25 protein-coding genes and 1 pseudogene are annotated in these 23743 nt (G+C 60.8%); 15 read left to right on the forward strand and 11 right to left on the reverse strand.

Annotated features, from left to right (window positions below):
- Positions 1 to 10: 10 nt before the first annotated feature.
- Positions 11 to 214, reverse strand: a complete 204-nt coding sequence (locus FE851_RS02045) for a helix-turn-helix transcriptional regulator (protein WP_145199382.1) — start codon at positions 212 to 214, stop codon at positions 11 to 13.
- Positions 215 to 648: 434 nt separating this feature from the next.
- Between FE851_RS02045 and FE851_RS02050 the strand changes: the two genes are divergently transcribed.
- Positions 649 to 1062, forward strand: a complete 414-nt coding sequence (locus tag FE851_RS02050) for a type II toxin-antitoxin system RelE/ParE family toxin (protein ID WP_145199385.1) — start codon at positions 649 to 651, stop codon at positions 1060 to 1062.
- A complete protein-coding gene (locus FE851_RS02055) occupies positions 1040 to 1372 on the forward strand; it encodes a helix-turn-helix domain-containing protein (protein ID WP_186378732.1) in 333 nt (110 codons plus the stop codon). Before FE851_RS02050 ends, FE851_RS02055 begins: the two co-directional genes overlap by 23 nt.
- Before the next feature lie 250 nt (positions 1373 to 1622).
- Here the strand turns inward: FE851_RS02055 and FE851_RS02060 are convergent.
- Positions 1623 to 1982, reverse strand: a pseudogene (locus tag FE851_RS02060) (transposase); the annotation flags it as partial.
- On the opposite strand from FE851_RS02060, the gene FE851_RS25960 reads away from it, so the two are divergent.
- The 3 genes from FE851_RS25960 (at position 1937) to FE851_RS02070 (ending at position 6997) form a co-directional block, all read left to right on the forward strand.
- A complete protein-coding gene (locus FE851_RS25960; protein WP_186378862.1) occupies positions 1937 to 2074 on the forward strand; it encodes a hypothetical protein in 138 nt (45 codons plus the stop codon). The pseudogene FE851_RS02060 and the gene FE851_RS25960 overlap by 46 nt on opposite strands.
- A gap of 1194 nt (positions 2075 to 3268) precedes the next feature.
- On the forward strand, positions 3269 to 4519 hold the full coding sequence (locus tag FE851_RS02065; RefSeq protein ID WP_145199388.1) for a GGDEF domain-containing protein: 1251 nt from the start codon (positions 3269 to 3271) through the stop codon (positions 4517 to 4519).
- A gap of 735 nt (positions 4520 to 5254) precedes the next feature.
- Positions 5255 to 6997, forward strand: a complete 1743-nt coding sequence (locus FE851_RS02070) for a ParB/RepB/Spo0J family partition protein (RefSeq protein WP_145199391.1) — start codon at positions 5255 to 5257, stop codon at positions 6995 to 6997.
- Positions 6998 to 7191: 194 nt separating this feature from the next.
- Here FE851_RS02070 and FE851_RS02075 read toward each other — a convergent pair whose 3' ends face one another.
- Complete coding sequence (locus tag FE851_RS02075) at positions 7192 to 7767, reverse strand: hypothetical protein (RefSeq protein WP_145199394.1); 576 nt, start codon at positions 7765 to 7767, stop codon at positions 7192 to 7194.
- A gap of 448 nt (positions 7768 to 8215) precedes the next feature.
- Here FE851_RS02075 and FE851_RS02080 point away from each other — a divergent pair, with 448 nt between their 5' ends.
- From FE851_RS02080 to FE851_RS02090, 3 genes are read left to right on the forward strand one after another with little or no spacing between them, the layout of a single operon-like run.
- Entirely contained in the window at positions 8216 to 9436 is a 1221-nt protein-coding gene (locus FE851_RS02080) for a hypothetical protein (protein WP_145199398.1), read from the forward strand.
- Positions 9433 to 10371: a HEPN domain-containing protein gene (locus FE851_RS02085; RefSeq protein WP_145199401.1), complete on the forward strand. Its 939-nt coding sequence runs from the start codon at positions 9433 to 9435 to the stop codon at positions 10369 to 10371. The genes FE851_RS02080 and FE851_RS02085 overlap by 4 nt, the downstream gene beginning before the upstream one ends.
- Positions 10355 to 10942, forward strand: a complete 588-nt coding sequence (locus FE851_RS02090; protein WP_145199404.1) for a hypothetical protein — start codon at positions 10355 to 10357, stop codon at positions 10940 to 10942. The genes FE851_RS02085 and FE851_RS02090 overlap by 17 nt, the downstream gene beginning before the upstream one ends.
- A 4-nt stretch (positions 10943 to 10946) precedes the next feature.
- Here the strand turns inward: FE851_RS02090 and FE851_RS02095 are convergent, their stop codons facing one another.
- The 3 genes from FE851_RS02095 to FE851_RS02105 all read right to left on the reverse strand — a co-directional run bounded on the left by FE851_RS02095 (position 10947) and on the right by FE851_RS02105 (position 12069).
- Positions 10947 to 11204 (reverse strand): DUF6429 family protein, encoded by a 258-nt coding sequence (locus FE851_RS02095; RefSeq protein ID WP_145199407.1) that lies wholly within the window; start codon positions 11202 to 11204, stop codon positions 10947 to 10949.
- A gap of 74 nt (positions 11205 to 11278) precedes the next feature.
- Positions 11279 to 11470 (reverse strand): DUF6771 family protein, encoded by a 192-nt coding sequence (locus FE851_RS02100; RefSeq protein ID WP_145199409.1) that lies wholly within the window; start codon positions 11468 to 11470, stop codon positions 11279 to 11281.
- On the reverse strand, positions 11434 to 12069 hold the full coding sequence (locus tag FE851_RS02105; protein WP_145199413.1) for a hypothetical protein: 636 nt from the start codon (positions 12067 to 12069) through the stop codon (positions 11434 to 11436). Before FE851_RS02105 ends, FE851_RS02100 begins: the two co-directional genes overlap by 37 nt.
- Positions 12070 to 12172: 103 nt before the next feature.
- On the opposite strand from FE851_RS02105, the gene FE851_RS02110 reads away from it, so the two are divergent.
- Positions 12173 to 12586 (forward strand): hypothetical protein, encoded by a 414-nt coding sequence (locus FE851_RS02110; protein ID WP_145199416.1) that lies wholly within the window; start codon positions 12173 to 12175, stop codon positions 12584 to 12586.
- Between the two features lie 37 nt (positions 12587 to 12623).
- On the forward strand, positions 12624 to 13307 hold the full coding sequence (locus FE851_RS02115) for a DUF6624 domain-containing protein (protein ID WP_145199419.1): 684 nt from the start codon (positions 12624 to 12626) through the stop codon (positions 13305 to 13307).
- A gap of 96 nt (positions 13308 to 13403) precedes the next feature.
- Here FE851_RS02115 and FE851_RS02120 read toward each other — a convergent pair whose 3' ends face one another.
- Together FE851_RS02120 and traD are read right to left on the reverse strand one after the other, a co-directional pair.
- Entirely contained in the window at positions 13404 to 13649 is a 246-nt protein-coding gene (locus tag FE851_RS02120) for a conjugal transfer protein TraD (protein ID WP_145199422.1), read from the reverse strand.
- A 22-nt stretch (positions 13650 to 13671) separates the two neighbouring features.
- Positions 13672 to 13977 carry a conjugal transfer protein TraD gene (gene traD / locus FE851_RS02125; protein WP_145199425.1) on the reverse strand — a complete coding sequence of 102 codons (306 nt, stop codon included), beginning with the start codon at positions 13975 to 13977 and terminating at the stop codon, positions 13672 to 13674.
- A gap of 172 nt (positions 13978 to 14149) precedes the next feature.
- On the opposite strand from traD, the gene traA reads away from it, so the two are divergent.
- The 4 genes from traA to FE851_RS26630 all read left to right on the forward strand — a co-directional run bounded on the left by traA (position 14150) and on the right by FE851_RS26630 (position 19029).
- Positions 14150 to 17152 carry a Ti-type conjugative transfer relaxase TraA gene (gene traA / locus FE851_RS02130; protein ID WP_145199428.1) on the forward strand — a complete coding sequence of 1001 codons (3003 nt, stop codon included), beginning with the start codon at positions 14150 to 14152 and terminating at the stop codon, positions 17150 to 17152.
- Between the two features lie 12 nt (positions 17153 to 17164).
- The gene (locus FE851_RS02135; protein WP_145199431.1) at positions 17165 to 17869 is read left to right on the forward strand and encodes a DUF6118 family protein; all 705 of its coding nucleotides are present in this window, start codon (positions 17165 to 17167) and stop codon (positions 17867 to 17869) included.
- Between the two features lie 131 nt (positions 17870 to 18000).
- A complete protein-coding gene (locus FE851_RS02140) occupies positions 18001 to 18519 on the forward strand; it encodes a hypothetical protein (protein ID WP_222422927.1) in 519 nt (172 codons plus the stop codon).
- 153 nt (positions 18520 to 18672) lie between these two features.
- On the forward strand, positions 18673 to 19029 hold the full coding sequence (locus FE851_RS26630; RefSeq protein WP_261370834.1) for a hypothetical protein: 357 nt from the start codon (positions 18673 to 18675) through the stop codon (positions 19027 to 19029).
- A gap of 27 nt (positions 19030 to 19056) precedes the next feature.
- Here FE851_RS26630 and FE851_RS02150 read toward each other — a convergent pair whose 3' ends face one another.
- Genes FE851_RS02150 through FE851_RS02160 form a run of 3 tightly spaced genes read right to left on the reverse strand, consistent with a single transcriptional unit; the run spans position 19057 to position 23419 of the window.
- The gene (locus FE851_RS02150; protein WP_145199434.1) at positions 19057 to 21480 is read right to left on the reverse strand and encodes a hypothetical protein; all 2424 of its coding nucleotides are present in this window, start codon (positions 21478 to 21480) and stop codon (positions 19057 to 19059) included.
- A 2-nt stretch (positions 21481 to 21482) separates the two neighbouring features.
- Positions 21483 to 21962 (reverse strand): VOC family protein, encoded by a 480-nt coding sequence (locus FE851_RS02155; RefSeq protein WP_186378733.1) that lies wholly within the window; start codon positions 21960 to 21962, stop codon positions 21483 to 21485.
- Positions 21963 to 21985: 23 nt separating this feature from the next.
- Positions 21986 to 23419, reverse strand: a complete 1434-nt coding sequence (locus tag FE851_RS02160) for a GMC oxidoreductase (RefSeq protein ID WP_145199440.1) — start codon at positions 23417 to 23419, stop codon at positions 21986 to 21988.
- 183 nt (positions 23420 to 23602) lie between these two features.
- On the opposite strand from FE851_RS02160, the gene FE851_RS26635 reads away from it, so the two are divergent.
- Complete coding sequence (locus FE851_RS26635; RefSeq protein WP_261370835.1) at positions 23603 to 23737, forward strand: hypothetical protein; 135 nt, start codon at positions 23603 to 23605, stop codon at positions 23735 to 23737.
- The last annotated feature ends 6 nt before the right edge of the window (positions 23738 to 23743 follow it).

Below are 23743 nucleotides of genomic sequence, written 5' to 3' on the forward strand. Positions count from 1 at the left end.
GGCGGCAGGATCAAACGCCCAACTCTTCTCGATAGCTTGCCGGATCGGCAATCCAGCGGTTGATGGCGGACTCCCGCCAACCAGCGCCGTGGACGCTGATCTTCACCTGCCGTGGGAAAGTGCCTTCGCCCATCTTGCGATAGAGCGTCGTGCGGGAAAGCCCGGTGCGGGCCAGAACGGTTTTCATTCGGATGATACGATCGCTATTGTTCATGGGGCAGTCTCTTCAAATCAGGATGTTGCACGCGCCCCCGGCCACGAGCATTGAATGCCTTGCCGTCCCGGACAAGAGCGTTCCGGGCGCACAAGCAGCCAAGCTCGGAGGTTATGGTGGACGCTGGCGGCAATCGGCGGTCAGCGGCGGAAGACGGCGGAATTTGGCGCAGGCTCTTCACTGACGAGGATCAGCGCAGATTTTTTCCCAGCCTGTACCAAAATCTCATGCGCAGCCTTCGCAACCGCCCCGTTCCGAGGGGCAGCCAGAAGGCGCTAGGCCGAGTCGGTCATGGGATGCTCCTTCGAAAGGACCACCTTCGCAGCGTCATGAAGCAAGGACCCATGCTCAACCGCAGCACATCCGCTGTCAAGAAGACCGATGGTGTATCGTCCCATCCCGTCGGCGTTGAACTATAACGCTAAGTGTTATATATGGCGAAGAGCAGGAGAACCGCCATCACCCGCATTTTCAAGAATGGATGGTTCGAGCGCTTTGCGCGGAAGGAGCGGATTGCCGATGCCGCGCTTCGTGAGGCGGTGGAGCGCGCGGAAAGCGGATTGGTGGATGCCGATCTTGGCGGCGGCGTCATCAAGCAGCGGGTCGCGCGCACCAGGCAAGGCAAGTCTGGCGGCTATCGCACGCTGATCCTGTTCAAACAGGGTGACAGGGCGATATTCGCTTTTGGGTTCGCCAAGAATGCGCAGGCGAACATATCGAAGGCCGACCTGGCCTTGCTCCGCAAGGCCGCGAGCGAGGCGCTGGAATGGAGCGGCGAGGAACTTGACCGGCTGATAGCGTCGGGAACGCTGGTGGAGATAGACGATGGGAACGACGGTGAAGGATAAGGGCTATCGTAGCGAGATAGCGGGCGCGATCCACGAAATGATGAGCGACGCCCATGACGCGGGCGTGGTGTCGCGCGCGACGCTGCGCACCTTTGATGAGGCATGCCTTGCCCCCGCGCTCGCGCTGGCTGGCGATGAAATTCGGGCGATCCGCGAGCGTGAGAATGTCTCGCAGCCGGTGTTCGCTGCCTATCTTAACGTCTCCCGCAATCTGGTGTCCGATTGGGAGCGTGGCGTGAAGCGGCCCAGTGGCCCCGCCCTTCGCCTTCTATCGATTATCCAACGTAAGGGATTGGAAGCGGTAGCGTAGTTGCCCCCGTGCGAAATACCTGATCGTCGTCATCCTCGACATTTTCCAAATTGGAGCCATGCGGCACCAAAGGTGGCCACTTCATAGGAGTGCGGATTGATCGAGGAGGATCGCCGCTTGCCGGGCGCCAGGGCAGGCGCGTCCTCCAATCCTGCTGTGGAAACGAGGGATGAGGGTCTTCACTCCATCCAGCTTGAGGTCGCGTCCGTCAATGTGGTGTAAATTCGGGTGTCGCCAGCGGGCTGCATTTTCAGGCGGCCTTGGGTGTAATCTGTAGCGGCTGAACCTCCTCGATTGTTGGTGTGGTAAGGGCGGCCATGCGCTCGATTTGCATGTAGCGGTGCTGGAGCTGGTATGCGTCGTTCTGCTCAAGGAGGACGGCGCCGACGAGGCGGAGGATGCTGTCCTCGTTGGGGAAGATGCCGACGACGTCGGCGCGGCGCTTCGCTTCCTTGTTCAGCCTTTCCAGCGGATTGGTGCTGTGGAGTTTGACCCGGTGCTGCTCGGGGAAGGTCATGTATGCGAGGACGTCATGCTCGGCATCGTCGATGCACGCGCCCAGCTTTGGCCAGCGGGCGCGCAACTGATCAGCGACCTGACGCCAGACTTGCGTCTGTCTCTTATACACATCTAGATGTGTATAAGAGACAGGCCCTGGCCTATGTACCCAAGGGCCAGAACCTGTCTCTTATACACATCTAGATGTGTATAAGAGACAGGCCCTGGCCTATGTACCCAAGGGCCAGAACCTGTCTCTTATACACATCTAGATGTGTATAAGAGACAGGCCCTGGCCTATGTACCCAAGGGCCAGAACCTGTCTCTTATACACATCTAGATGTGTATAAGAGACAGGCCCTGGCCTATGTACCCAAGGGCCAGAACCTGTCTCTTATACACATCTAGATGTGTATAAGAGACAGGCCCTGGCCTATGTACCCAAGGGCCAGAACCTGTCTCTTATACACATCTAGATGTGTATAAGAGACAGGCCCTGGCCTATGTACCCAAGGGCCAGAACCTGTCTCTTATACACATCTAGATGTGTATAAGAGACAGGCCCCACCCCATGCGACAACCTCAATCTACACCGGAAATTACACCACGAGCGCGGACGCTAACCAGCTTGATCCACTTACCCGCCATGCGCCGCCCGCAGACGGTGCATTGAGCCTGTGGCGCATGTTTGGGTCGCCGGCTGATATTTGACAATTCAAATCTCCGGTCAGGCAAGGCGAAAGGCGCCATCCCCTCCATTCGGAGGAAGCAATGCTGACAATAGGTTCTGGTTTCATCGCCATAATTGCGGCCACCGCTTACGACATTTTCGCTGCAATGCGAATGTCCCTCTTCCGCGACGCCGATCCATTCCCATGTCTCAGTTCGCCGTCATGGCACTGGCTGTGCGCTTGTGCGGTCAGGCGACGCGGGCTGGGACCGACAACGCCCATCTCTACCGCAATGCGGCTTCTTCAAACATGGGAGTTTCTCAAATTGTCCCGGCAGCGCAGATAGCGCGATTATCATATTTCCCATTCTACGAAGGTCGCAACTGGCGAGCCGTCGCCTGAACTGCCCGATAGACCCCGACGCATGATTGGGGGAGGCGCCGGGGCCGATCGAAGCACGTCTCGATGGTGGAGGCGGTAATCAAGACGCGTCCACAACTTCCCGCATCATCGTTAAAAATTTGTTAATGGCGTAGCTGCCGTAGATGCGGCACGATTTGCCACTCTTCCGCATCGCCAGCAGCATTCGTCCCCGAGGTCATGATAGATCCGGAGTTGCGGGAAACTGGACGTCGCAATATCGTTAAGGTTCATAGGCTATAGGGTCGGCTTCCCCCTGTTCCGGGAGCAAGCATAGAGATTGCCGCCGGACTATTCTGGTCGCGCCATGCCTGTAACCCTGCTCAATTGGATTGTTCCCGTTACCATCCTGCTTTGTGGAGCGGGCTTGATCTCGATCGGATATTTGGGGTTCACCACCGCCCGATGGGGCCACGCCCTATGTGTCCTTGCCGTCGGCTACGCCTTGATGCTGTTCGAGACTGATCGCTTCACCCCGTTCAAACAGATTGTCGAAGATAATTTCATTCTGCTGGGCATCCTCCTGACGTGTCGCGCACTCCAGAAGCGCCTCAATCTCAAAAGCAGCGTGCCATTCGATGTTGCCTTGATGGTGTCATCGACCACGATGATCGCCATTTCATTGGTCATATTCCAAAGCGTCCGTTTGGAGACATTTTTCGTTCAGGCTTGCTGCGCCCTTGCTCTCTGGACAAGCGCCCTACCATTTTCCAAACTGGCAAGAACAAGAGCGGATCGGCTCCTAGCCGCAACATTCCTGCTTTTTTCGATGTTGCTGACATTCCAGTGCCTCCTATTCATCGCGGCCCCGGATATCGATCATGTCGTCGGCGCCTGGAGATCCTCCATCTGGGGCAACCTGATCCAGTACACGGGGCTAATGGGCAGCATTATGCTGGCGTTTGCCGTGATGGCCGCCACATCCTGGGACACAATCGAAAAATATCGCGCCCATGCTAACACCGATCCCATGACCAACCTGCTCAACCGGAGAGGCCTGGATGCCTTGCTCGCGTCGCCCCGTGGGAGGCTATTCCAGAATGGATCAACCGCCGTCATTCTGGCCGACATCGACCGTTTCAAGGCCATCAACGACCGCTTCGGCCACCCTTTCGGCGACCATGTGATCACGCGCTTTGGTGCAATACTCGAAGCCCAGGCCGGACCCAAAGGCTGTGTCGTTCGCCTTGGTGGCGAGGAGTTTGCCGTCCTTCTCCCCGGCAGCTCGCTGGATAATGCCGTTGCAACCGCAAGCAGGATGCAACGCGCGTTCGCATTGGAGCGCTGGCTACACATTGAAACGGATGATCAATTTACCGCGAGCTTTGGCTTGGCGCTTGTAAAGGATCAAGAGTCCATAGCCGACGCCATCGGACGAGCCGATCGCCTCCTCTATGCCGCCAAGCGGGCCGGCCGGGATTGCATCGTCGTGGACCATTGCCTGTCCACCGACTGCAAAGATTGCCGACGGGAGGTTAATGGGTATCCCGCATGCCCTGACGCTCCTTCAATAGCGAGCACGCCGACCGTGCTCGCTCGGTCGCCTCGCAATATCTGAAGCTGATCGGCAGCACCACCAACGATGCACGCGATTTCGGCGATATCAGCGGATTTTGCCGCCCTCCGGGACCATCCCGCGCCTGATCGTGCGACGAGGAGGCTGGCGGCTTCACGCAAGCTGGCGGATTTTTCGCATCTCTTGATCGAAGCCGTCGCCATGGGTCTTTCTGATGCTTGGACGCTTTGCCCCATAAAAAAGGCTGGCGCGCAGCCAGCCTGAAGTTAGGAGAGGATGCCTGAAAGGCATTTTTATATTGCATCTGCGAAGGTCATTTCGCAAGTGCAAAATTGCAGACTTTCCCTATTGCTCGTTGGCGCAAGCGGCGTTGCATGTCGTTGGCTTCCATCGCGCATTTGAAGCAGAGAGGCAAATGAGCGTCTTCGCGCATTTTTGCGCAAACCGCGCTCTATTCCGCTTCGCTCCACCGAGCCAGCGCGGTGCGCCGTCTCGTCGCCTCCCGGCGTGACGATCGCATGACGCGGAGGAAGTGGCTGCGCCACTTCCATGTAGACATCGCGCATGCGCACGATGGCGTGGACCGGCTCCGACAAGCGGTGTGGGCGTCGCTCCCCTTTAGGCGCGTCGCGGCGGGCCGCAACCCGGCAAGCCGGGTCTTTCTCTTCGTTCCAGCCCTGCGGGTGCAACCCGCCTCTGCCGCCGCGCCTGCCGGTGCGCTCTTGCCGCCCACCCCGCATTCCGGGGCCGGGATGATGCGAAGAGGAGTGAAGCAACATGGAACTCAAGCATATCGATATCGCCCGCCTCTCGGTGTCTTCCGCCAACATGCGCGGGGGAAAGAAGGCTCCAGACCTAACCAACATCCTGCCTTCGGTGCGCGCGCGAGGTGTCCTCGTGCCGCTAATCGTGCGGGAAAATGGTTCGCCCGACGCCTACGAGATCGTGGCAGGTAAACGGCGCTATCATGCCGCACTGGCGGTTGCCGAGGAAAGCGGGAGCATCGATCCACTGCCCTGTGCAGTTATGGAAGCAGGTGACGACGCAGCGGCGCTGGAAGCCTCGCTGATCGAGAATATCGCGAGGTTGGCCCCCGACGAGATGACCCGCCATGAAAGTTTCACCCGGCTTGTCCGAGAGGGGGGCGGCGTGGAGGATATATCCCTGACCTTTGGGCTGACCGCGCTACAGGTGAAGCGGACCCTCGCGCTGGGCAACCTGATGCCGCGCATCCGCAATCTCTATCGGGCTGATCGTATCGATGCCGTCACCGTGCGGCACCTGACCCTCGCCACCAAGGCGCAGCAGCGTGAATGGCTGGCACTGCTTGACAGCGAGAGCGACCAAACCCCCTTGGGCCAGAACCTTAAGGCGTGGCTCATGGGCGGTGCGGCCATTTCCACCGAGGTCGCGCTGTTCGATGTCGGGAGCTATTCCGGCGAAATCGTCTCCGATCTGTTCGGCGAGGACAAATATTTCGCCTGTGCCGCCGATTTCTGGACCGCGCAGATGGCGGCGATCGAGGAACGGGCGGACGCCTACCGGGAGGCGGGCTGGCCGGAGGTCGTCGTGATGGGGCGCGGCGAATATTTCCACACATGGGAGCGTGAGCGCTGCCAGAAGAAGAAAGGCGGTCGGGTCTATGTGGCGATCAGCCATCGCGGCGAAGTGACCTTCCATGAAGGTTACATCACCGGGAAGGAAGCCCGTAAGCGCGAGGCGGGCGAAACCTTGCCGAAGCCCGTGCGTCCGGAGATCAGCGCTCCTATCCAGAACTATATCGACTTTCACCGGCATGCCGCCGTGCGCGCTTCCCTGATTTCGCAGCCTGCCATGGCCCTTCGCCTGATGCTGGCCCATGCCATTATCGGTTCGCCCCTGTGGCGAGTGGATGTGGAGAAGCAGCGGGCCAATACGGATGCCATCGCGGAGAGCGTGGAAGCCAGCGCATCGGAAGCCATCTTCGACGCTGAGCGCCGCGCGGTTCTGGACTTGCTCGGCTTCGATCCCGAGACGCCCACCGTCACGGACGGCTATGCAGGCGATCATGGCTTGCCGGGGCTATTCAACCATCTGATGGGCCTTCCCGACGAAACGGTCATGTCCGTGCTCACTGTCGTCATGGGGGAGACGCTGGCAGCGGGAAGCGCGACGGTCGAATTGCTGGGCACGCTGCTCAAGGTGGATATGGCGGCAGTCTGGCAGGCCGACGACGCCCTGCTCGACAGCATCCGCGACAAGGAGGTTATCGGCAGGATCGTTGCGGACGTGGCGGGCAACGCGGTTGCCAGTGCCAACGCCGGGGAGAGCGTGAAGGTGCAGCGGCAGATCGTGCGCGATTGCCTTGCCGGAGCGAATGAGCGGGCGAAGGTGGATGGCTGGGTTCCGCGCTGGATGGCCTTTCAGCCGTCCACCTACACGGTGCGAGGCGGCGTTGGCAGCGTCGAGCGGTGGAGCGAGATTGCCTCGTTGCTTGATACCGCAGAAACCGTGGATCAGCCGATGGCGCAAGCCGCTTGACCTTGCATGACCCCGAAGGCGGTATCGCCTCCGGGGTTTCTACCGCTCGGCGGGAAGAGCCACCAAGGAGGAGCCTGACGAACGCACATTTGAAAAACCGCTCCACAGCCAAAATGCCGGAGGAGCGGTTTTGCGACGAACGGAATATTTCACTGCTGCCCAACTACTGGGCCATAGAATGCCTCTCGCAACGGTCATTTCGAAGCTGTCCGGCTGTAACGGATGGGAAGCGGCTGACTTGTGCGCCGACCCGCGTCGGTGTTGGTCCAAATCATAGGCAGACTTGCAAACTGAACCGCGCCGTCAGCGATCCAGGCCGTATCATACAGCGTTGTTTGCTCCTGTGCGAAGTAGAACGGATCGCATGTCCGCCCCGCAACAGATTTTGGGACATTGAGCGCCCACCCCTTCAATCCGCAGCCATGCACCTCCCCATCGACCAGATTATACTGGGCTACGACAGCCTCGGACAGTGGCGTCAGCGTGATCGATGCCACCGTATGATGAAACAGGATGCCGTCCTCGTTCTTGTTCGCTTGGAGGTCTATGCCACGATAGTCCACGTCCAGCGTGGGCGTTTGACAGTCATTCTTGGCATATAATCGAGCACTGGCTTCTATCGCCCCGTCCTTGATGGCGATCCGGGTGATGATCCCATGTCGGCCGCCCTTACCGATTGGGGTGCAATCCGAGGCCCAGTTTCCATCCAACCCTTCTGCTTGAATCGGTGTAGCGACACTGACGGCTAGTAAAGTGGCAAACAGGATCAATTGGGCCTCCCACTGCGATTCGAAGAAATTGAACTACCGGGTTGCGCTAAAGGCCAGCGTTTTTGACGGATAGGCGTCCATCCGCTGGCGCAAATAGTGCGACAAGTGGCATTGACGATCGGCTCTCTTTGAAACCGAACCAAAGTCCATCGCTTCAGCCGACTCTTTGTTTCATGGTCATTTTCTGATAGGCTGCCCATGCGTTGCGCACAGGGCAGCGCCGGGACTGCGAATCCTGATCCGAAATAGACTTCCTCGAAAACAGATCGTTTTCGGGGTGCCGTCGTATATGTCCAGGCCTTCGGGCTAAAAACGGCGGCGCATGTCTTCGGATCATGTTCGCAGCCCCGGTGACTCCCGTGCCCAGTGCGCGGGAGTTTCGGGACCGTATACCGCATCCGCCCCGTTCCTTCCGCCTCATCCGCCTGGATGCGGACCGGAGGTTCCCATGGACGAGAACCATGACGGACATGCGCTGCCGCTTTCCGCTGAGGCGAAGCATGATCGTGAGATGTCCGATTACAATGAGATGCGAGACCGCGTTGTCGCCCGCGTGCTGCATCTCGATCCCTATCCCAGACTGGCGATCGAGCGCGCCGTGCGCGTGCTGCGCGCCTATTTCATCGATCGGCGCGACCGCGCACCCCGGCGCGGCACGCTCGAAGGCTTGATGTTGGTGGGCAAGAATGCCGATGCATCAGCAAGGATTACATGGGGCCGTGATCCACTTCTGTTGGAAATCTGGGCCTTCGTCGACCATGAGGCCTACAAGGGAAAGGAGCGCTATTGGGGCCGCGCCCAGGCCGTCCTCAAGTCCCAACTCATACGGGCCGTAGAAGTCGAGCTATCGGTTTTCGCCATCGATGAGGCCGAGCGCTTTGCCCTGACCAATCCATGGCTGGCGGAGCGCTACGAGGGCGGCATCGTCCTGTTCGACCGGGCGATGGACCCGCCGCGAAATGCTGAAGGCCTGGCGGCCTACGACCGCATTACAGCGGCTCTGACAATTCTGAACGAGCCGCAACGGATCGCCTTCCAGCGCTACCGTGCTTACGGCCTCGACCTTGGCCGAATATCCCGCCCCCTGCGCACCAGCGACGCCGAGGCTCGAATGATACTCGCTGAGGCATTCGGCACGCTTCTGGCCGAGATTGGCGACGAGGCGCGGCCACGATCCCTGCGTTCCCACCTTGGCAACCATCCGCGCCACAATCTCGACCTCTACCACCGCCCCGGCGACTTCGACCTCCTGCTTGCCGTCGCTTTCTACCGCCGCGCCGTGGATCATGTCGGGATGATGGTCGAGGCGCATGCGCGCGACCGTGCCTCGAAGGTCGTGCAGGAGGCCGCCTATGCCACGGAGTTCGCGCTCAAAGCCCTGCTGCTCCATGCAGGCTACGGCGATGACAGGAACCGAAGGCATATCGGGCTCGATCTGGAAGCCGCGCTGAAACATGCTTGCGCGAACGGGCTCGGTCCGCCGAGCGCAGAACTCGAACGGCTGATCACGCCGCTATCGGACTATCATCACGGCGGCAGACAGCCGGATCAGGCAGAAGCCGTTCTCGTTGCACTCCCTCCCGCCGAAATCGTCGAAACGGCGGCGACGCTGGTTGCCGATGTGGGGACCATCACCGGCTATGCCGGTCTGCCGGGGAAGGAAGCATGATGCTGCACACCGACCTCGACCATCTCTCCGGTTCCATGCGAGAGGAGCTACGCCGGGTCACGGCCCTGTTGTTCGAGGGCTTCGACGACCTGTGCGCCCAAAAGCGCGCGCAGCGCTACAAGACGGCCCGCATCGACAAGCTGGTCCTCTACGGCGCGCATGCGGTCCGGGATCAGGGCGCAAACCCTGTACTTACGCCTGCGCCGATCCGGCTGATGGTCATCGTCAACCATAACCGGATTGCTGCGCGCCGGGATGATTGGGCGCCGATCCGCGACCGCCTGCGGCGGGCATGGGAAGTGGGCGAGATAGCCCACCCGGTGCGGCTGTGCGTTCACACGCTCAGCCATGTGAACCACGCCCTCGTTCATGGAGTCCCCTGGTTCGTCACGATCGCGACCGACGGGATTGCGCTCTATCAGGCCAGCAGTGCGCGCCTCGAAGCGCCGCGAAGGCTGCCTGCCGCACGGCAGCGGGAGCGCGGGCATGCCGAGTTCACACGCTGGTACGAACGGGCCGGTGATTTTCTCATGGGCGCGGCCTTCTTCGAACAGCGCGGCAATGCGCCGATGGCGGCGCTCCTGCTGCATCAGGCCAACGAGCATCTCTACCAGTGCGTCGCATGGTCGCTGACCCTCAATGGGCTACGCACGCACGCCCTCGACGAACTGCGCGAGGTTGCCGAATATCTCGACAGCCGTCTTGCCCTCGCATGGCCGCAGGAAACGCCGTTCGAGCGGCGTGTCTTCGGCTGTATCCGGCGCGCCTATGTCGAGGTGCGCTACGGGCGCACATACCGGATAGCGCCTGAAGAGGTGGCGTGGGCGATGGATTGCACTGCCGCTCTCTACAAGCTGGTGCAGACGGTCTGCGTCGAACGGCTGGAGGCGCTGGATGAGAATTCGCAGGAGGCGGACCATGTGCAGTTCGCCTGACGCCACCTGCGACCCCACGGCGGAAATGCGTGCGGCCTATCTTGATGCCGTTAAGCGCCTGCCGGTGCTTTCCCGCGTGATACTAAGGATGCATCAGAACGACGATCTCGCTTTTGAAGAAATAGCCCGCCGCCTGTCCATCGAGATGACGGCTGTCATGGCCTGTTTGTCGGAGGCGCTGGCGATGATCGTCGCCATGCTGGATGGCGACAGACCAAGGCGCTGGCGCACCGCCCAGATCAGTCCCGCAGAGCGGGCATTGCGCGAACGGCATCGCCACTATTGCGCTGATCATTTGCGCGCCATGGGCATCGACAGACCGGTCGTGTGGAAGCGACGGATGGACGATGACGTTGCGGTCGCCATCGTGCTGATCGAAGCCTTGCCGGAATCGTTGCGGGAAACCGTCCTTCTTTTCTCTGCCGATAAACTGACCCTGGATCAGATCGCCGCGAAGATGGAGACCACGAGGGAGACCGTCGTCAAGCGCATGTCGAGCGTGCTCGACAGAATCGAGATTGGCCCAAAGCGCTTTGAGGATTGGTTGCGAACGCTGGGCGCTGACATCTGAAACATCAGCCGCCCTTGGCGAACAGCCGGTAGAAAAGTTCCTCGCTGCGGCGGCGGCCTTCAGGTGTCAGCAGGACCGACTTGGCCTTGCCCACCGGATCGAGGATCAGGTCCCGCGCATGCAGGCGATCCAGTGCGTCCCAATCGAAGGACTTCCAGGCTCTCGCCATGCCCGACCGCCGGCCTTCCTCGTGCAGCGTGAGAAACATCAGTGCCAGGACCGCTTCGTCGATCCGGTCGATGTCGATGTCCGCATCATCCATGCCCTGCCTCCAGAGGGTATCGGGCAACATGATATAGCGTGGAGAAGCAGACGTCACGGCGTTGTAGAGGGCGATCAGTCCGCTGTGGTCGCGGCCGTTCGGGTCGCTTGTGCCGTTTCACCCTTGAGCGTAGCGGTAATCATCGCCGCCAGCGTCTCTTCCGCCCGCGCGCGAACCCCGATATCCTTCGCTTCGAGATCGCGCCGTACCCATTGCGGCGCCCGTTCCACTACGGCGAGAATGATCGCCTGCATATGTTCGTCCATGGTGTATGGCACGACGCACCGGGCGAAGCGTCGTCATCAAAAATTGCGGCCCAATCGGCATCGGCGCGATAATGTTCGAGTTGCGCTTCCGATAGCCACACGCGGGGATATTCCATCGGGCCATCGCCTTGCCTTGCCGCCCCATGGTCCTTGCCCCCGCTTTGCGGCGGCACAACCCAGCCAAAACGTCGCCGCCGAAGCGCCCGCAATTTGGGCCTGAAATCATTTAAAACCGATGGTGGGAGCAGCGGCGCGCCGAAATTGTCATCGATCCATTCCAGCACCAGCAGCGCGCCCTCGCGCGTGCGCAGATCGGCGACGCCGACAAGGAGCAAGGCTTCGGCGAGATCGTCGAGCAGCAACCCCAGCCGAAGAGCAGGCTGACGTGCAATCAGCTTCTGCAACAGGTCATACCGGGCCTTGTCCTGTCCCAGCGTAGCGAATTTCTCCCAGAGATTTTCCTCTCCTCTGGTAAGTCCCGACAAAGAGTAGAGGTCATAGGTATCCGCGCTGATCGTGAAATCCCGCCGAACGGCATTGCGATGGACGCGCACGGCGTCATTGCGCAGGACCATGGGAAAGGCGGGATCAATCAGCATTGCCGACCTGTATCACGTTCGGTCCAAGCCGGGGCAGTATAAGAATACAGGCATGGCGAGAAGAAGGCTTGCCCCAGCCTGTCGAACCGACAATGATTTGAGCATGACAGACCGGCCACGCAAAACTCTTCGCCTGAACATGCGTACGCCGAAAAACAAAGAGGCTCAGGCACAGGTCATCCCGAACCCGGCCGCCGATGCGAAGTCTCCCAAAGAAAAGGAAGTGGATGCGCTCGCCCTGGTCACCCAAGCAATCAAACAGAGGTTATGTGTGAACTGGGCTTACAACGGGACGACAATGGAGGTCGACCCGCAGGTCATCTATCTCAGAGAGGACCGCCTTTATTGCGATGCAGTGGTGACGCAGCGAAGTGCCACGCAGGCAAGCGAACTGAAACTGGGGAACTTCCGCTCCTCGGGTCTGCAACATATTGCCCTGATCGGGCGAACTTTGGGGCCTTGGCCGAGCCTCGATCACCGATGCGCGCCATGGCGTGGTCCTGACCGTGCGAGATGACGCGTAACTTCCGAACACGATAGACGGAGGATCAACCATGATTTTCGCCTTGTCCCTCTTGCTTGCAGTCTCATCGCCTCCTTCGGCCCCGCCCGTGGAACAATTGGTGAGGCAAATTGAGGAAGCTTATAAAGATGTGGAAGCAGAAAATGCAAAGCTGCCGCCAGCGACCACCGTTGCCGAAAAGTTGATAAGACTTGGAAAGCTCGACCAGGCGGGCCGTATGGCCTTTATGAAGGTGGATCTTTCCGTTTTTCCCGAAGCGAGCCGCGCATCCGTACGGCACCAGATTTTCGCGGAGATCGGGCGGCACGATCTCCAGTATCAGAATGAACTGAAAAAGCTGATGCCCGCCGAAGGTTGGTTTCGAACAAGCGTTTATGGGAAGGAAGCCGCCCGAGCCGCGTTCCTGATCGTCCAACACGCCGTCAACGATCAGGAATTGATGCGAAACACTCTTACCCGGCTCGAAAAATTCGTCGCGGAGGGTGACGCAGAAGGGCAAGCCTATGCAATGCTGTATGATCGCATCGCACTGGAATTTGACCATCGGCTCCAGCGATATGGTACGCAGGTCAAGTGCATTTCTGGCCAATGGACGCCGAACGATCTTGAAGACCCGGCCAGCGTCAATGAGCGGCGCAAATCAATCGGTATGAACCAGACTGTTGAGCAATATCTTGAGATGTTCGACAATAGCCAATGTGCCGGGGCGGGTTGACCGCACGCCTGCCATTGCCTACGCAAATCGTGCAGACATATTTTGCGTAGCTCGTTGCGCATTCGCTTTGCATTGGTGGATGACCGTTGATGCTCGTCACGCCTTTTCATTCCGGGACATTTGCTCCTCCGTCTCGAACGCACGTTTGCCCTTACGCTTCCACAGCATCGACGCCGCCGTCCGTTCCTCACCCCGAAGCCTCTCCGCGACCGTAAGGAATGCGCCATAAAGCGTCGTGCGATCATCGTCGGTGAGATCGACGAGGCCCGCTTTTACGACGAGACCGCCCAGTTCGATCAATCGCTTCGTGCGCGCCCTGCGCTCGACCATCCATTCGCGCATGTCGGTTCTCGCCTTTTGGGCCTCAGCGCGGTGCCGCGCCGCCGTCGAGCGGGAGAGTACCCTCCGCCCGTTGTTCAGGTCGCGGCGCAGGCCGATGTGCCTTGTTTTGAAAGAAGGCCGCGCCCGCCTTGCGCCAGCCCTCCTTTGTGGCGGCATCTTTCAGGGCGACGGCACCGAGCAGCGCCCCGGCCAACAGATCGGCGTCGAGCGCATCGGCCCCGGTTGCCGCGACCAGTTCGCCGAGTTGGCGCACGCGCCGTTCCTTGATCGCCTTCGCTTTGTCGGCGAGCGCCTTCAGTTCCGAATCAAAATCCCGTGGTTTACGCATCGCAAAGTCTCCATTGAGTGACGATGGCGCTATGATAAGATGATCCCTCCGCAAGTGCAGTAGAGTCGCCAGGACAGGATGACACCGCCTAGTCCCGTCCGAGAAATTTTCGAGAAGGGCGCGCTTATACGTCGTGCCGACGTGCGCTTGGTGGCGTAGATGGATTGCCGTCATGGCAATCTATCACTTCTCCGTTCAGGTCATCGGCCGCGCCAGCGGGCGCAGCGCCGTAAGCGCGGCGGCCTATCGGGCGGGCGAACGCCTGCACGACGAGCGGCTGGACCGCGACCATGATTTCCGCGCCAAGTCGGGCGTCGAGCATAGCGAAATCTTCCTGCCCGAAGGCGCGCCCGAACAATGGCGCGACCGCGAACGCCTCTGGAACGATGTCGAGGCGTTCGAGAAGCGCAAGGACGCGCAGCTAGCGCGCGAAGTCGAATTCGCCATTCCACGCGAGATGACCAAGGCGCAGGGCATCGAGCTTGCACAGGATTTCGTGCGCGCCGAATTTGTCGAGCGCGGCATGATCGCGGATTTGAATGTCCATTGGGACATTGGCGCGGATGGGCTGGCGAAGCCGCACGCCCATGTCATGCTCACCATGCGCGAAGTGAACGAGCAGGGTTTCGGCGCGAAGGAACGCGACTGGAACCGCACCGAGCTTGTCGAGCAGTGGCGCGAGCGTTGGGCCGATCACGTCAACACCCGGCTTACGGAACTGGATATTGATGCCCGCATAGATCACCGATCCTTGGAGGCGCAGGGGATCGACCTTGAGCCGCAAGACAAGATCGGCCCCGCCGCATCGCGCATGGGCGAGCGCGGGCTTGAATCCGAGCGCATCGAGGATCACCGCGCCACCGCGCAGCGCAACGGTGAACGTATCATCGCGGAGCCGCGCGTCGCGCTGGACGCCATCACCCACCAGCAAGCCACGTTTACCAAGCGCGACGTGGCGATGTTCGTGCATCGCCATACGGACGGCAAGGAGCAGTTCGACCGGGCGATGAGCGCCGTTCGCACGTCGCCCGACTTGATCGCTCTCGGCAAGGACGGGCGCGGCGATGACAGGTTCACCAGCCGCGAGATGATCGACACCGAGCAGCGGCTGCAGCGCGCCAGCGAGTTGATGGCCGAGCGCGAACGGCACCGCGTGGCTGAGAAGGACCGCGCCTCCGCCTTGGCGCAGGCCGAGCAGCGCGGGCTTGCGATGGCCGGCGAGCAGCGCGCGGCGTTCGAGCATGTGACGGGCGAGCGCGGTTTGAGCGTCGTCGTCGGTTACGCCGGGACCGGCAAGAGCGCGATGCTTGGCGTGGCGCGGGAGGCGTGGGAGCGCGGAGGGTATGAAGTGCGCGGCGCGGCGTTGTCCGGCATCGCCGCCGAAGGGTTGGAGAATGGTTCGGGCATCGCGTCACGCACCATCGCCAGCATGGAGCATGGTTGGGCGCAGGGGCGCGATATGCTCACCGCCCGCGATGTGCTGGTGATAGACGAGGCTGGCATGGTCGGCACGCGCCAGATGGAGCGCGTTCTTTCCCATGCCGCCGACGCGGGCGCAAAGGTCGTGCTGGTGGGCGACCCGCAGCAGTTGCAGGCGATCGAGGCGGGCGCGGCGTTCCGTGCGATCCACGAACGGCATGGCGGCGTCGAGATTACGGAGGTGCGGCGGCAGGTTCACGACTGGCAGCGCGACGCCACCCGGCACCTTGCCACCGGCAGGACCGGCGAAGCGATCCGGGCCTATGCCGAGCGCGGCATGGTCCACGCGGCCGAGACGCGCGAGCAGGCCCGTTCCGATCTTGTCGAACGGTGGGACCGCGAGCGCATCGCCGCCCCGGATCAATCGCGGATCATCCTCACCCATACCAATGACGAGGTGCGCGAACTCAACGAGGCGGCGCGCGACCGGATGCACGCGGCAGGCCAGCTTGGCGACGATGTGCGCGTGAAAACCGAGCGAGGCGCGCGGGCTTTCGCCACTGGCGACCGCATCATGTTCCTTCGCAACGAGCGCGGGCTTGAGGTGAAGAACGGCACGCTAGGCACGGTCGAGAAGGTCAGCCCGGAGCATGTCGCCGTCCACACCGATGACGGGCGTTCCGTATCCTTCGATACGAAGGATTATGCCCATGTCGATCACGGCTATGCCGCCACCATCCACAAGGCGCAGGGCATGACCGTAGACCGGGCGCACATGCTTGCAACCCCCGGTATGGATCGCCACGGCGCTTATGTCGGCATGTCCCGTCACCGGGACGGCATGGCGCTCCACTACGGCCGCGACGACTTCAAGGACCAGTCCCGCCTTGTCGGCGTCCTGTCGCGCGAGCGTGCCAAGGATATGGCGAGCGATTATGCCCGCGCCGATCCGGCCAAGGAGTTTGCCGAACGGCGCGGCATCGGCCTTGGCGAGCGCATCGCGGAAATCGTCCGGCCGGTGGCCGAGAAGGCGCGCGGGATCTTCGACGGCTTGCGCCTCTCGCTCGCCGGTCAGGATCGCGGGGCAGCGCCCACACCCGAACCCCGGCGCGGCATCTTCGACGGGCTGGACCTTAGCGGCACGATGCCCAAGGCCGACCGCGACCCCGCCCGCCAGCAGCAGCGGGATCACGACCCGCAGCCGATGCGCGCAGGCGGCTTGCGCGGCGCGGTCGAGCGTTATGCGCGGGCCTTGGACGCGATCCACCAGACCCGCGCGCAGGGCATCGACGCCATGCCCCACCAGCGCGAGGCGTTCGACCGCGCACGGGAGGCACTGGACGCGATCCGGCCCAACGCATCGGCAGACCTTGGCGCGGCCTTCCAGCGCCAGCCGGCGCTTGTCCACGAGGCCGCGGAGGGGCGCGGCCAGGTCGCGCTGCGGGCGATGAGCCAAGAGGCCGAATTGCGCGCCGATCCCTACAGCCGCGCCGACCGCTTTGTGGAGGGCTGGCAGCAGCTCCGGCAGGCACAGGACGAATTGCGCCGCGACGGGGATTTCCGGGGCGCGAAGCGCGTCGGTCAGGACATGGCCGGGATGGCGAAAAGCCTTGAGCGCGACGCGCAGGTGGAATCGCTGCTGTCCGGGCGGCGTCAGGAATTGGGCATCGACGTGGATATGGGCCGCAGCCTTGCCAGTGATTTGGCGGACTCCGTGCCGTTCGATCATGGCCGCGACCTTGGCATGAGCCGATAGGAGAAGAACAACATGGACGACATACAGCTACCCGGCACACTCCCCGACGCACCGCCGCCGATGGACCCGGCGACACGGGCCTTCACCGAGCTTAAGGGCGAACTGGCGCTGCTCCGCCGCGCTATCGAGCATGTCGCGGCCGAGAAAGCCGATATAGAGATACCCGACTACAGCAACACGCTTGCCAAGCTGGCGAAGGCGGTGATCGCCCTTGAGAGCGCACCTGCCCTGCAAATGACGCCGGAGGACTTCCAGAGGCGCATCACGGCGGCGGCGGCGCTGGCGCGGCGCGAGGATCAGGCCGCGTTTGCCGAGTTGAAGCGCGAGCTTGCCGACACTCGCAACAGCTTGCGCGCGATCAGCGGCACCGCCGCCACTATCGACCAGCAGGAGCGCGCGCGCCGGTGGTGGTGCGGCGGCGGGTTCGTCGCCGGGTGCCTTTTATGGGCGGCGCTTCCCGGTTTCGTCGCGCGTATCGCGCCGACCGATTGGCATTGGCCCGAACGCCTCGCCTCGCGCACCGTGCGCGAGCCGACCCTATGGGAAGCGGGAACCCGGATCATGCGCGCCGACAGTCCGCACGCATGGCAGTCCATAGCCGACGCCGCAGAACTGCGTCGCGACAATCACGAAGCCATCGACGCTTGCGAGCAACAGGCCGCCAAGACCAAGCAGCCGGTGCGATGCACGATCAGAATAAGGAACCGGCAACTTTGAGTGAAGCGGGCAGCGTTGGCGAGAGGAAGCTTTTGCGCTTCAACGCCGCCAATCATCTGGCGTTCAGTCTACATCTGCTTTAACCATTCAAGAGGCTGTAGCGATTGCATACATCTATAGGGGGCGAACACATGAGCATTTTGCCTATTCGGTTACTGGCCATCGTCGGCGTTGTCGCGACAGGCGGTGCCTTCGCATTGTGGTCGGGTAGTGGCGCGGCCGAAGCGGAGGCCGGGGGCGCCCCCACATCCGCTCCCGTAACGCAAACGATCAGCGAGTTACCCCTTGATCGCGGTTACTATGTCCGCACGGACGCGACTTGCGCGACCGCCTCGAATGCCACCGCCGCGCTGCTGCGCCGCGACGGGCTGTATTGGAGCAGTTCGTTCACCAAGTTTGCGAAGATCGAACAAACAGGGCCGACGACTTTCCGCACCCTTCAGGTTGGCGGCGACATCCGTTATGGGGTGCCGCCTACGCCGATACCCGCTGAATTTCTGGCATCGGCGGCGACCGCTGAATGGACGATTACCGACCGCCGATCCTTTTCTTTCAAGGACAGCGAAGGATGGGAGCACGAGGCGCGCCTTTGCGAGCAGCGGGACATGCCCGCCGATTTTCGCGGCAATATTGCCGAACTGATTAAGTAACCCGACCGCCGTAATCGAAACCGCGTTCCCGCTTCGGTGGGACATCCTTGCGGCTGCTGCACAGCCAGCACGCGCCCGTACGTCGATGCGAGCTTGCCGACGGCGCGCGGTGACGGCGGCACATCGGCGGACAGGCCACGGCTCCACAGAGCCATGACCCGGCGTGCCCGCGCCTTCATCCGCTCCGCGTCTTGTCTGCGCTGCGCGCGCATGGCTGCGCTCCGTTTCCCTTCAATCCGCCGCGCCGAACCGCGCGAGTGCGTTGTGAATGTCACTTTGCAGATTGATGGGGCAATCATAGGTCAGCCCGCCCGCGATCACGGTAGCGCGGCTCTGGCCGTCGCCGCGCACCGCGAGCGTGTAGACTTCCCTCGCCCGCCGTCCTCAAAGCCGTGGCGGCGCATCGACGCCCGCTGGTGGACATTGCCAGAGCGTAAAACCATTCCCCGGACCGTGCTGGATCGCATCGATGCTCACGTAAAAACCATGATTCCTATCCTGACCGGTTGACCGTCAGGACGAGTCCACTCCCATACCTCAAGATCCCGTTATACGTCTCCGCTCGATAAAACCCGAATAAGTGAGAATCGAGAGCGATATTATCAGCCAGCCTAGCAAGGCATAAGCCGTCTTGAGCAGGCGATATGTTGTTTCTTCTGCTCGCATAAGCTGACGTCCGGCAGCTTGACCGATATCACATTTCGATTCCTCACGAAGGTCGACCAAGGGAATGAAAACATCCAGTGCATACACTGCGGCGTTCATGTGCCCACGGCAAGGAATATCGCTTGCCGCGCGCTCGCCCAGCACAGTCTGCTGATCGGCGATTTCGATCGTGGCCGGCTTCTGTCGTCCGATTGCGATGGCCACTGGCTGCTGATCGATCACCATCGCCTCGCGATGATTGGCCCACCAGAAAAATGCCGCTCCCAAGCCCCAGCAGACAAGCAGGGTTATCGTGGCTCTTCGCGGACTGAAACCAAAACCGAAGGCAAGGCCGAACAGGCGCATCAGGGCATTTGCGATCAGCGATCCGGGGCGGCGCCAGGTCGCGTCCGTCAACGGGTGGTCCAGCCTTTGTTGCTGGATCAGCACCGCGCGCGCCACATCGGGCAGCGCCTGTCGCAGAAGCGCACGAGCGAGCACAGCATAGTCATGCGGCGTTCTCCTGTTTCCTCCGCTGCGCTCAAGCCAGTCGAGCCTCGTCCTGGCAATCTCATTGGCGGACAAGTTCGTGGCGCTACCGGCCTCAGCCGAAAGCAACAATGCGGGCGACTGCAAGGTTTGATATTCGAATCCATCGATCTCGATGCAAAAAGCCTTGTCTGCTCGTGCAGAGGGATAGCCATCAAGCTTGTCCGAAAGGATCGTCACATTGGTGTGGGTCAGGTTGACTGAGCCGCAAATCTCATTGCGTTCAAGCTTCAACGAGCCTTCGATCCTCGTCCAGCCAAGGTCCAGCGCCGTGTCCTTGGGGGCATGGTCATCGGTGGATGCTCCCGCCGGCGCAACGCCGCCCGTGATTGATGCGCATGCGATTTCGACATGCTTGGCGATATGGGCGCGCTGGATGCGCACCGCACCTTCGGCTTTGAATTTCAGCTTATCATTTTCGCTATCGCCGAGGAAGATACAGTCGCCGACAGTGAGGTCTGTCGCGGAAAGGGCATTGACATACTGGCTACCGACACCAGCGTTGTCGGTATCGGGTCGCGAACCCCTCAAGGATGCGCCGCGCAGATCGAGATGCTCGCCGATCGAGGCTCCATAGAGCCACAAGCAGCCGTCCGCTTGAAATCCGCGCGCCTGGTCATCATTACGCGCTTTCCCAAAGGCGAGAAGAAGGCTGCCTCCAATGTTCGCTCCCGGAGCATGGAGGGCATCGCGCCCCTCGCCATTCAGCCGCGCCGCCTCCAGATTCAAGCTGCCGCCTATTCTTGCCCGGTCGAGCCGGATCGATCCCCTGCAATCAATCCTGCACAGCGACACATCGCTACCCGTTGTCAGACCGTTGGCGCGTATCGCAGTCCCCAATTTACCATCGTCGCCGTTGGTCTCGGCGATAATGGAGGCGCCGGGAAAACTTATCCCATGCTCGATGCGAGCATCGCTGAACGAGATCATGCCTTTTGCCCTGAGCGACGGCAAACGTTCTGCAAAAATTGCCCGAACGCAAAGACCCTGCGCATAAAGAGCTCCGCCGCCATTGCTGATTAGTTTGCATCCCCCCAGCCACAAGTCGCCGCCAATCTTGGCCAGATATAGCGAAACACCTCCGTCAATCGATACTTTGCCGCCGGACAGGTCAACCGTACCACCGATCGTAGCAGCCGCCAGTGACAGGGCATATCGCGGCTGCCGCCGATCGAAAGCGCGCGTTTGCGACCAATTGGGGACGTGCAGGTCCAGATCGCGGGCAAACATCCTTCCCGCGATCCGGCACCCTGCAAAGTTCATCCAGCAGCAGGCCTCGACACGAGTCGATCCCGGGTCAGGCTGAAGGGCAGCGACGTTGCTGACATCAACGTCGCCATCAACGATACAACCCGTCGCCTTCACCAGTCCGAAGCGAGAGCCATCCAGCGAAAGCGAAGCAATACGCGCGCCAGAGAGATCCAGCGACGGTATAGGATCCTGTTCGAGCAGGTCGCAGCTTGCCGTGTCTTCAGGCTCGAAGCGGCATTCCATCAGCGCCAAAGTCGGAAGGCTGGCACCGTCCACGGTGCAATCACGCAAGTCGATCGCTCCCCTGATAATGGCACCGCGTATACGCAAGCCAGCCGGTAACGGGCATGATTTAGGCTGAGCCTCAACCGGCAGGCCCAGCATCAAGGCACGGAGGAACCTGCCTGATATTTCGTTGGACAGTCCTTCCCGATCGCGGAAATCTGCGACAGCTCCGTTCGATAGCCGCGATAGCATAAAGGTCGCCGCGTCACGCGCCGTGCGGTCCGATCGCATCGTTACCCCCCGGTCGCGAGACTGGCTTGGGAAGTGCGCCTCAAATCGGCTTCGTCGAACTCCCGGAAATGCCAGCACAGTTCGATCTGCAGGCCGTTCGGGTCAGACAAGAATACCGACTTGGCCGCTTCAAGGTCGATCACCCCCGAAACGTCGGTGCCGGCTTCGGCCAGGCGGCAGCGGATAGCTTCCAGTTGCGCGAGCGTATCCACTCTGAAAGCAAAATGATACATGCCGCCGGGTGTGCCGAGGGCACCGTTAATCCCTGTGTCATAGCTTTCAGGGATGCCCGCGACGCCTTTTGCTTCCATAAAAACGATGAACTGGCCTTCACCGAGATCGAAATAAACTTGCCGTAGCACCCCGCCTTCTCGAATGCCGGTTTTTTCGTCGACAACACGAGGATAACCCAGCAATCCTTCATAGAAAGCGATCGTCGCTTCCATGTCATGCGTGGAAACGCCGACATGAGAGAAACCCATTCTTTTCACTGAGCATTTCCCTTTTATACTGTTGCGAATGCAGTCCGATGAGATAACAACTGCCTGAGATGTGCGGCAAGCCGAAGGGTCAACGCCAAAACCGTCATCGTAGGGTTGGCCCAACTGCCAGTAGGGAAAACGCTTCCACCCATGACATAAAGATTGTCGGTGCCATGCACGCGACATTGATCATTCACCACGCCGGTTCGAGTGTCAGAAGACATTCGCGTAGTTCCCAGGTGATGGTTGGAATGAAGCACCGAACTATCATCGATCGCATCGATCAATTGTTCGGGTTCCCCGATGGCGAGACCCGCCTGAATCAGTTCCAGACCGATCCTCTGTGCAGTTCTGCGGTAGCTCCGCCAGTCGCGTGGCGATAACTGCCAATCGAGCTCGACAAGACGAAGCCCGATCGCGTCACGGTTTCCAGTAAGCCGTAAGCGGCTTGCCGGATTGGGCTCCTGCTCAAGAAACAACCCTATCCGTGCGGGCTCATCAAGTTCCATCTGCGGCGTATGAAACGCATGGGCCCGGGCATTCAACAGCCCCTCCTTACGACGGGCTTGCGGAGTAATGCCCAGAAGAAATTCAAACTCCAGCTCGGGCGAAACACGAAATCGCGTTGTCCACTGTGCGAGACGCTTGTCTTGGGTTCCTCGAATGCCCGGAACCGGCAGGTGGGGGTGTTCCATAAAACAACGCCCTACCATGCCGCCGGCATTCCCCAGGCCTCCCGCAACCTGGCTGTCTGCGTTCAGCAACAGCCGCGCCGTCTCCAGTCCTCCCGCAGCAATGACGACGATGCGACTGCGAATATGACCACTCCGACCTTGCGCCGTTCGCACAACGACCTCAGAGACGTTGCTTCCGTCAGGAGCAAGGCGGAGATCGACTGCCGTCGCGTATGTGAGCGTTCTGATTCTGGACGACGTGCTGACCGCGTCGGAGAATTTTTCGGAAAACCGGGCTGTCGGTTGCCCGAAGCGCCAGACATCCATCGCAAAATCGGCGGAAAAACCGTAGCGCATGCCACCACGCGTGGCGAGTTCCGCCGCATTGAAATCGAAATCCGGCAAGTTCAGCAACGCACAGGCGGCATGGTAATACGGCATCAGTTCGTCGCGCGTAATCAGCCATCCGCCCAGCGGTTGCCCGGGATTGTCCCAAAAATCGCCTTCGTCGAACAGGGCGCAATATCCTGACCAAATGCTCGTCGAACCACCAAAGCCGCTACGACGGGTTTCCTCGATGGGATAAGGAAGCCCCGCACACGTAATGAAACCGTTGTGCAACTCGCCGACACCAGCTTCAGCCCCCCCTGCCTCTATGACCACGACATCGAATTTTTTGCTAAGCTCTCGCGCTAGCGTGATGCCCGCTGCGCCGGCGCCGATGATTGCCACGTCAGCTTCCCGGTCCAGTCCAATCGACATATCACGCGCATCGACAAACATCTGCCACCCCTATTCCAAAACGGCCTCACACCTAGGTGAGCACGCGCCGCCAATGCCTGCATCGCGGACATGTCAGTCGCCACATTTTCGCATGTCAATTCGCGGTTGTTACGAATCCGGCTTGACTGCGAGCTTGCCGAAGATAGTTTAATCATGCTTATCCGCAGCATGAAAGGGATCGGAATGAATAAGAGCGTTTTTGCCAGCATCGCCGAAGTGCAGGCAGCAGCACGCACCGGACGGCTGGCATCGTATCAGTCGGTCACCAAGACCGACGAAAGCGTTCAGCGTAGCTGGGGTCCGGCAATGCGCCGCTAAGTTTCT

The organism is Sphingobium sp. B2, assembly GCF_007693735.1.
Classification (GTDB): domain Bacteria; phylum Pseudomonadota; class Alphaproteobacteria; order Sphingomonadales; family Sphingomonadaceae; genus Sphingobium; species Sphingobium xenophagum.

Excerpts from the sequence above, each read along its gene's own strand:
- FE851_RS02070 (WP_145199391.1), top strand. The coding sequence starts at position 5,255 with ATGGAACTCAAGCATATCGATATCGCCCGCCTCTCGGTGTCTTCCGCC.
- FE851_RS02160 (WP_145199440.1), bottom strand. The coding sequence starts at position 23,419 with ATGTTTGTCGATGCGCGTGATATGTCGATTGGACTGGACCGGGAAGCT.
- FE851_RS02115 (WP_145199419.1), top strand. The coding sequence starts at position 12,624 with ATGATTTTCGCCTTGTCCCTCTTGCTTGCAGTCTCATCGCCTCCTTCG.
- FE851_RS02135 (WP_145199431.1), top strand. The coding sequence starts at position 17,165 with ATGGACGACATACAGCTACCCGGCACACTCCCCGACGCACCGCCGCCG.
- FE851_RS02050 (WP_145199385.1), top strand. The coding sequence starts at position 649 with ATGGCGAAGAGCAGGAGAACCGCCATCACCCGCATTTTCAAGAATGGA.
- FE851_RS02065 (WP_145199388.1), top strand. The coding sequence starts at position 3,269 with ATGCCTGTAACCCTGCTCAATTGGATTGTTCCCGTTACCATCCTGCTT.
- FE851_RS02090 (WP_145199404.1), top strand. The coding sequence starts at position 10,355 with ATGTGCAGTTCGCCTGACGCCACCTGCGACCCCACGGCGGAAATGCGT.
- FE851_RS02120 (WP_145199422.1), bottom strand. The coding sequence starts at position 13,649 with ATGCGCGAATGGATGGTCGAGCGCAGGGCGCGCACGAAGCGATTGATC.
- FE851_RS02100 (WP_145199409.1), bottom strand. The coding sequence starts at position 11,470 with ATGGACGAACATATGCAGGCGATCATTCTCGCCGTAGTGGAACGGGCG.
- FE851_RS02105 (WP_145199413.1), bottom strand. The coding sequence starts at position 12,069 with ATGCTGATTGATCCCGCCTTTCCCATGGTCCTGCGCAATGACGCCGTG.
- FE851_RS02045 (WP_145199382.1), bottom strand. The coding sequence starts at position 214 with ATGAACAATAGCGATCGTATCATCCGAATGAAAACCGTTCTGGCCCGC.
- FE851_RS02095 (WP_145199407.1), bottom strand. The coding sequence starts at position 11,204 with ATGGATGATGCGGACATCGACATCGACCGGATCGACGAAGCGGTCCTG.
- FE851_RS02110 (WP_145199416.1), top strand. The coding sequence starts at position 12,173 with ATGACAGACCGGCCACGCAAAACTCTTCGCCTGAACATGCGTACGCCG.
- FE851_RS02055 (WP_186378732.1), top strand. The coding sequence starts at position 1,040 with ATGGGAACGACGGTGAAGGATAAGGGCTATCGTAGCGAGATAGCGGGC.
- traA (WP_145199428.1), top strand. The coding sequence starts at position 14,150 with ATGGCAATCTATCACTTCTCCGTTCAGGTCATCGGCCGCGCCAGCGGG.
- FE851_RS02085 (WP_145199401.1), top strand. The coding sequence starts at position 9,433 with ATGATGCTGCACACCGACCTCGACCATCTCTCCGGTTCCATGCGAGAG.
- FE851_RS02140 (WP_222422927.1), top strand. The coding sequence starts at position 18,001 with ATGAGCATTTTGCCTATTCGGTTACTGGCCATCGTCGGCGTTGTCGCG.
- FE851_RS02155 (WP_186378733.1), bottom strand. The coding sequence starts at position 21,962 with ATGGGTTTCTCTCATGTCGGCGTTTCCACGCATGACATGGAAGCGACG.
- FE851_RS02080 (WP_145199398.1), top strand. The coding sequence starts at position 8,216 with ATGGACGAGAACCATGACGGACATGCGCTGCCGCTTTCCGCTGAGGCG.
- traD (WP_145199425.1), bottom strand. The coding sequence starts at position 13,977 with ATGCGTAAACCACGGGATTTTGATTCGGAACTGAAGGCGCTCGCCGAC.
- FE851_RS02150 (WP_145199434.1), bottom strand. The coding sequence starts at position 21,480 with ATGCGATCGGACCGCACGGCGCGTGACGCGGCGACCTTTATGCTATCG.
- FE851_RS26635 (WP_261370835.1), top strand. The coding sequence starts at position 23,603 with ATGAATAAGAGCGTTTTTGCCAGCATCGCCGAAGTGCAGGCAGCAGCA.
- FE851_RS26630 (WP_261370834.1), top strand. The coding sequence starts at position 18,673 with ATGACCCGGCGTGCCCGCGCCTTCATCCGCTCCGCGTCTTGTCTGCGC.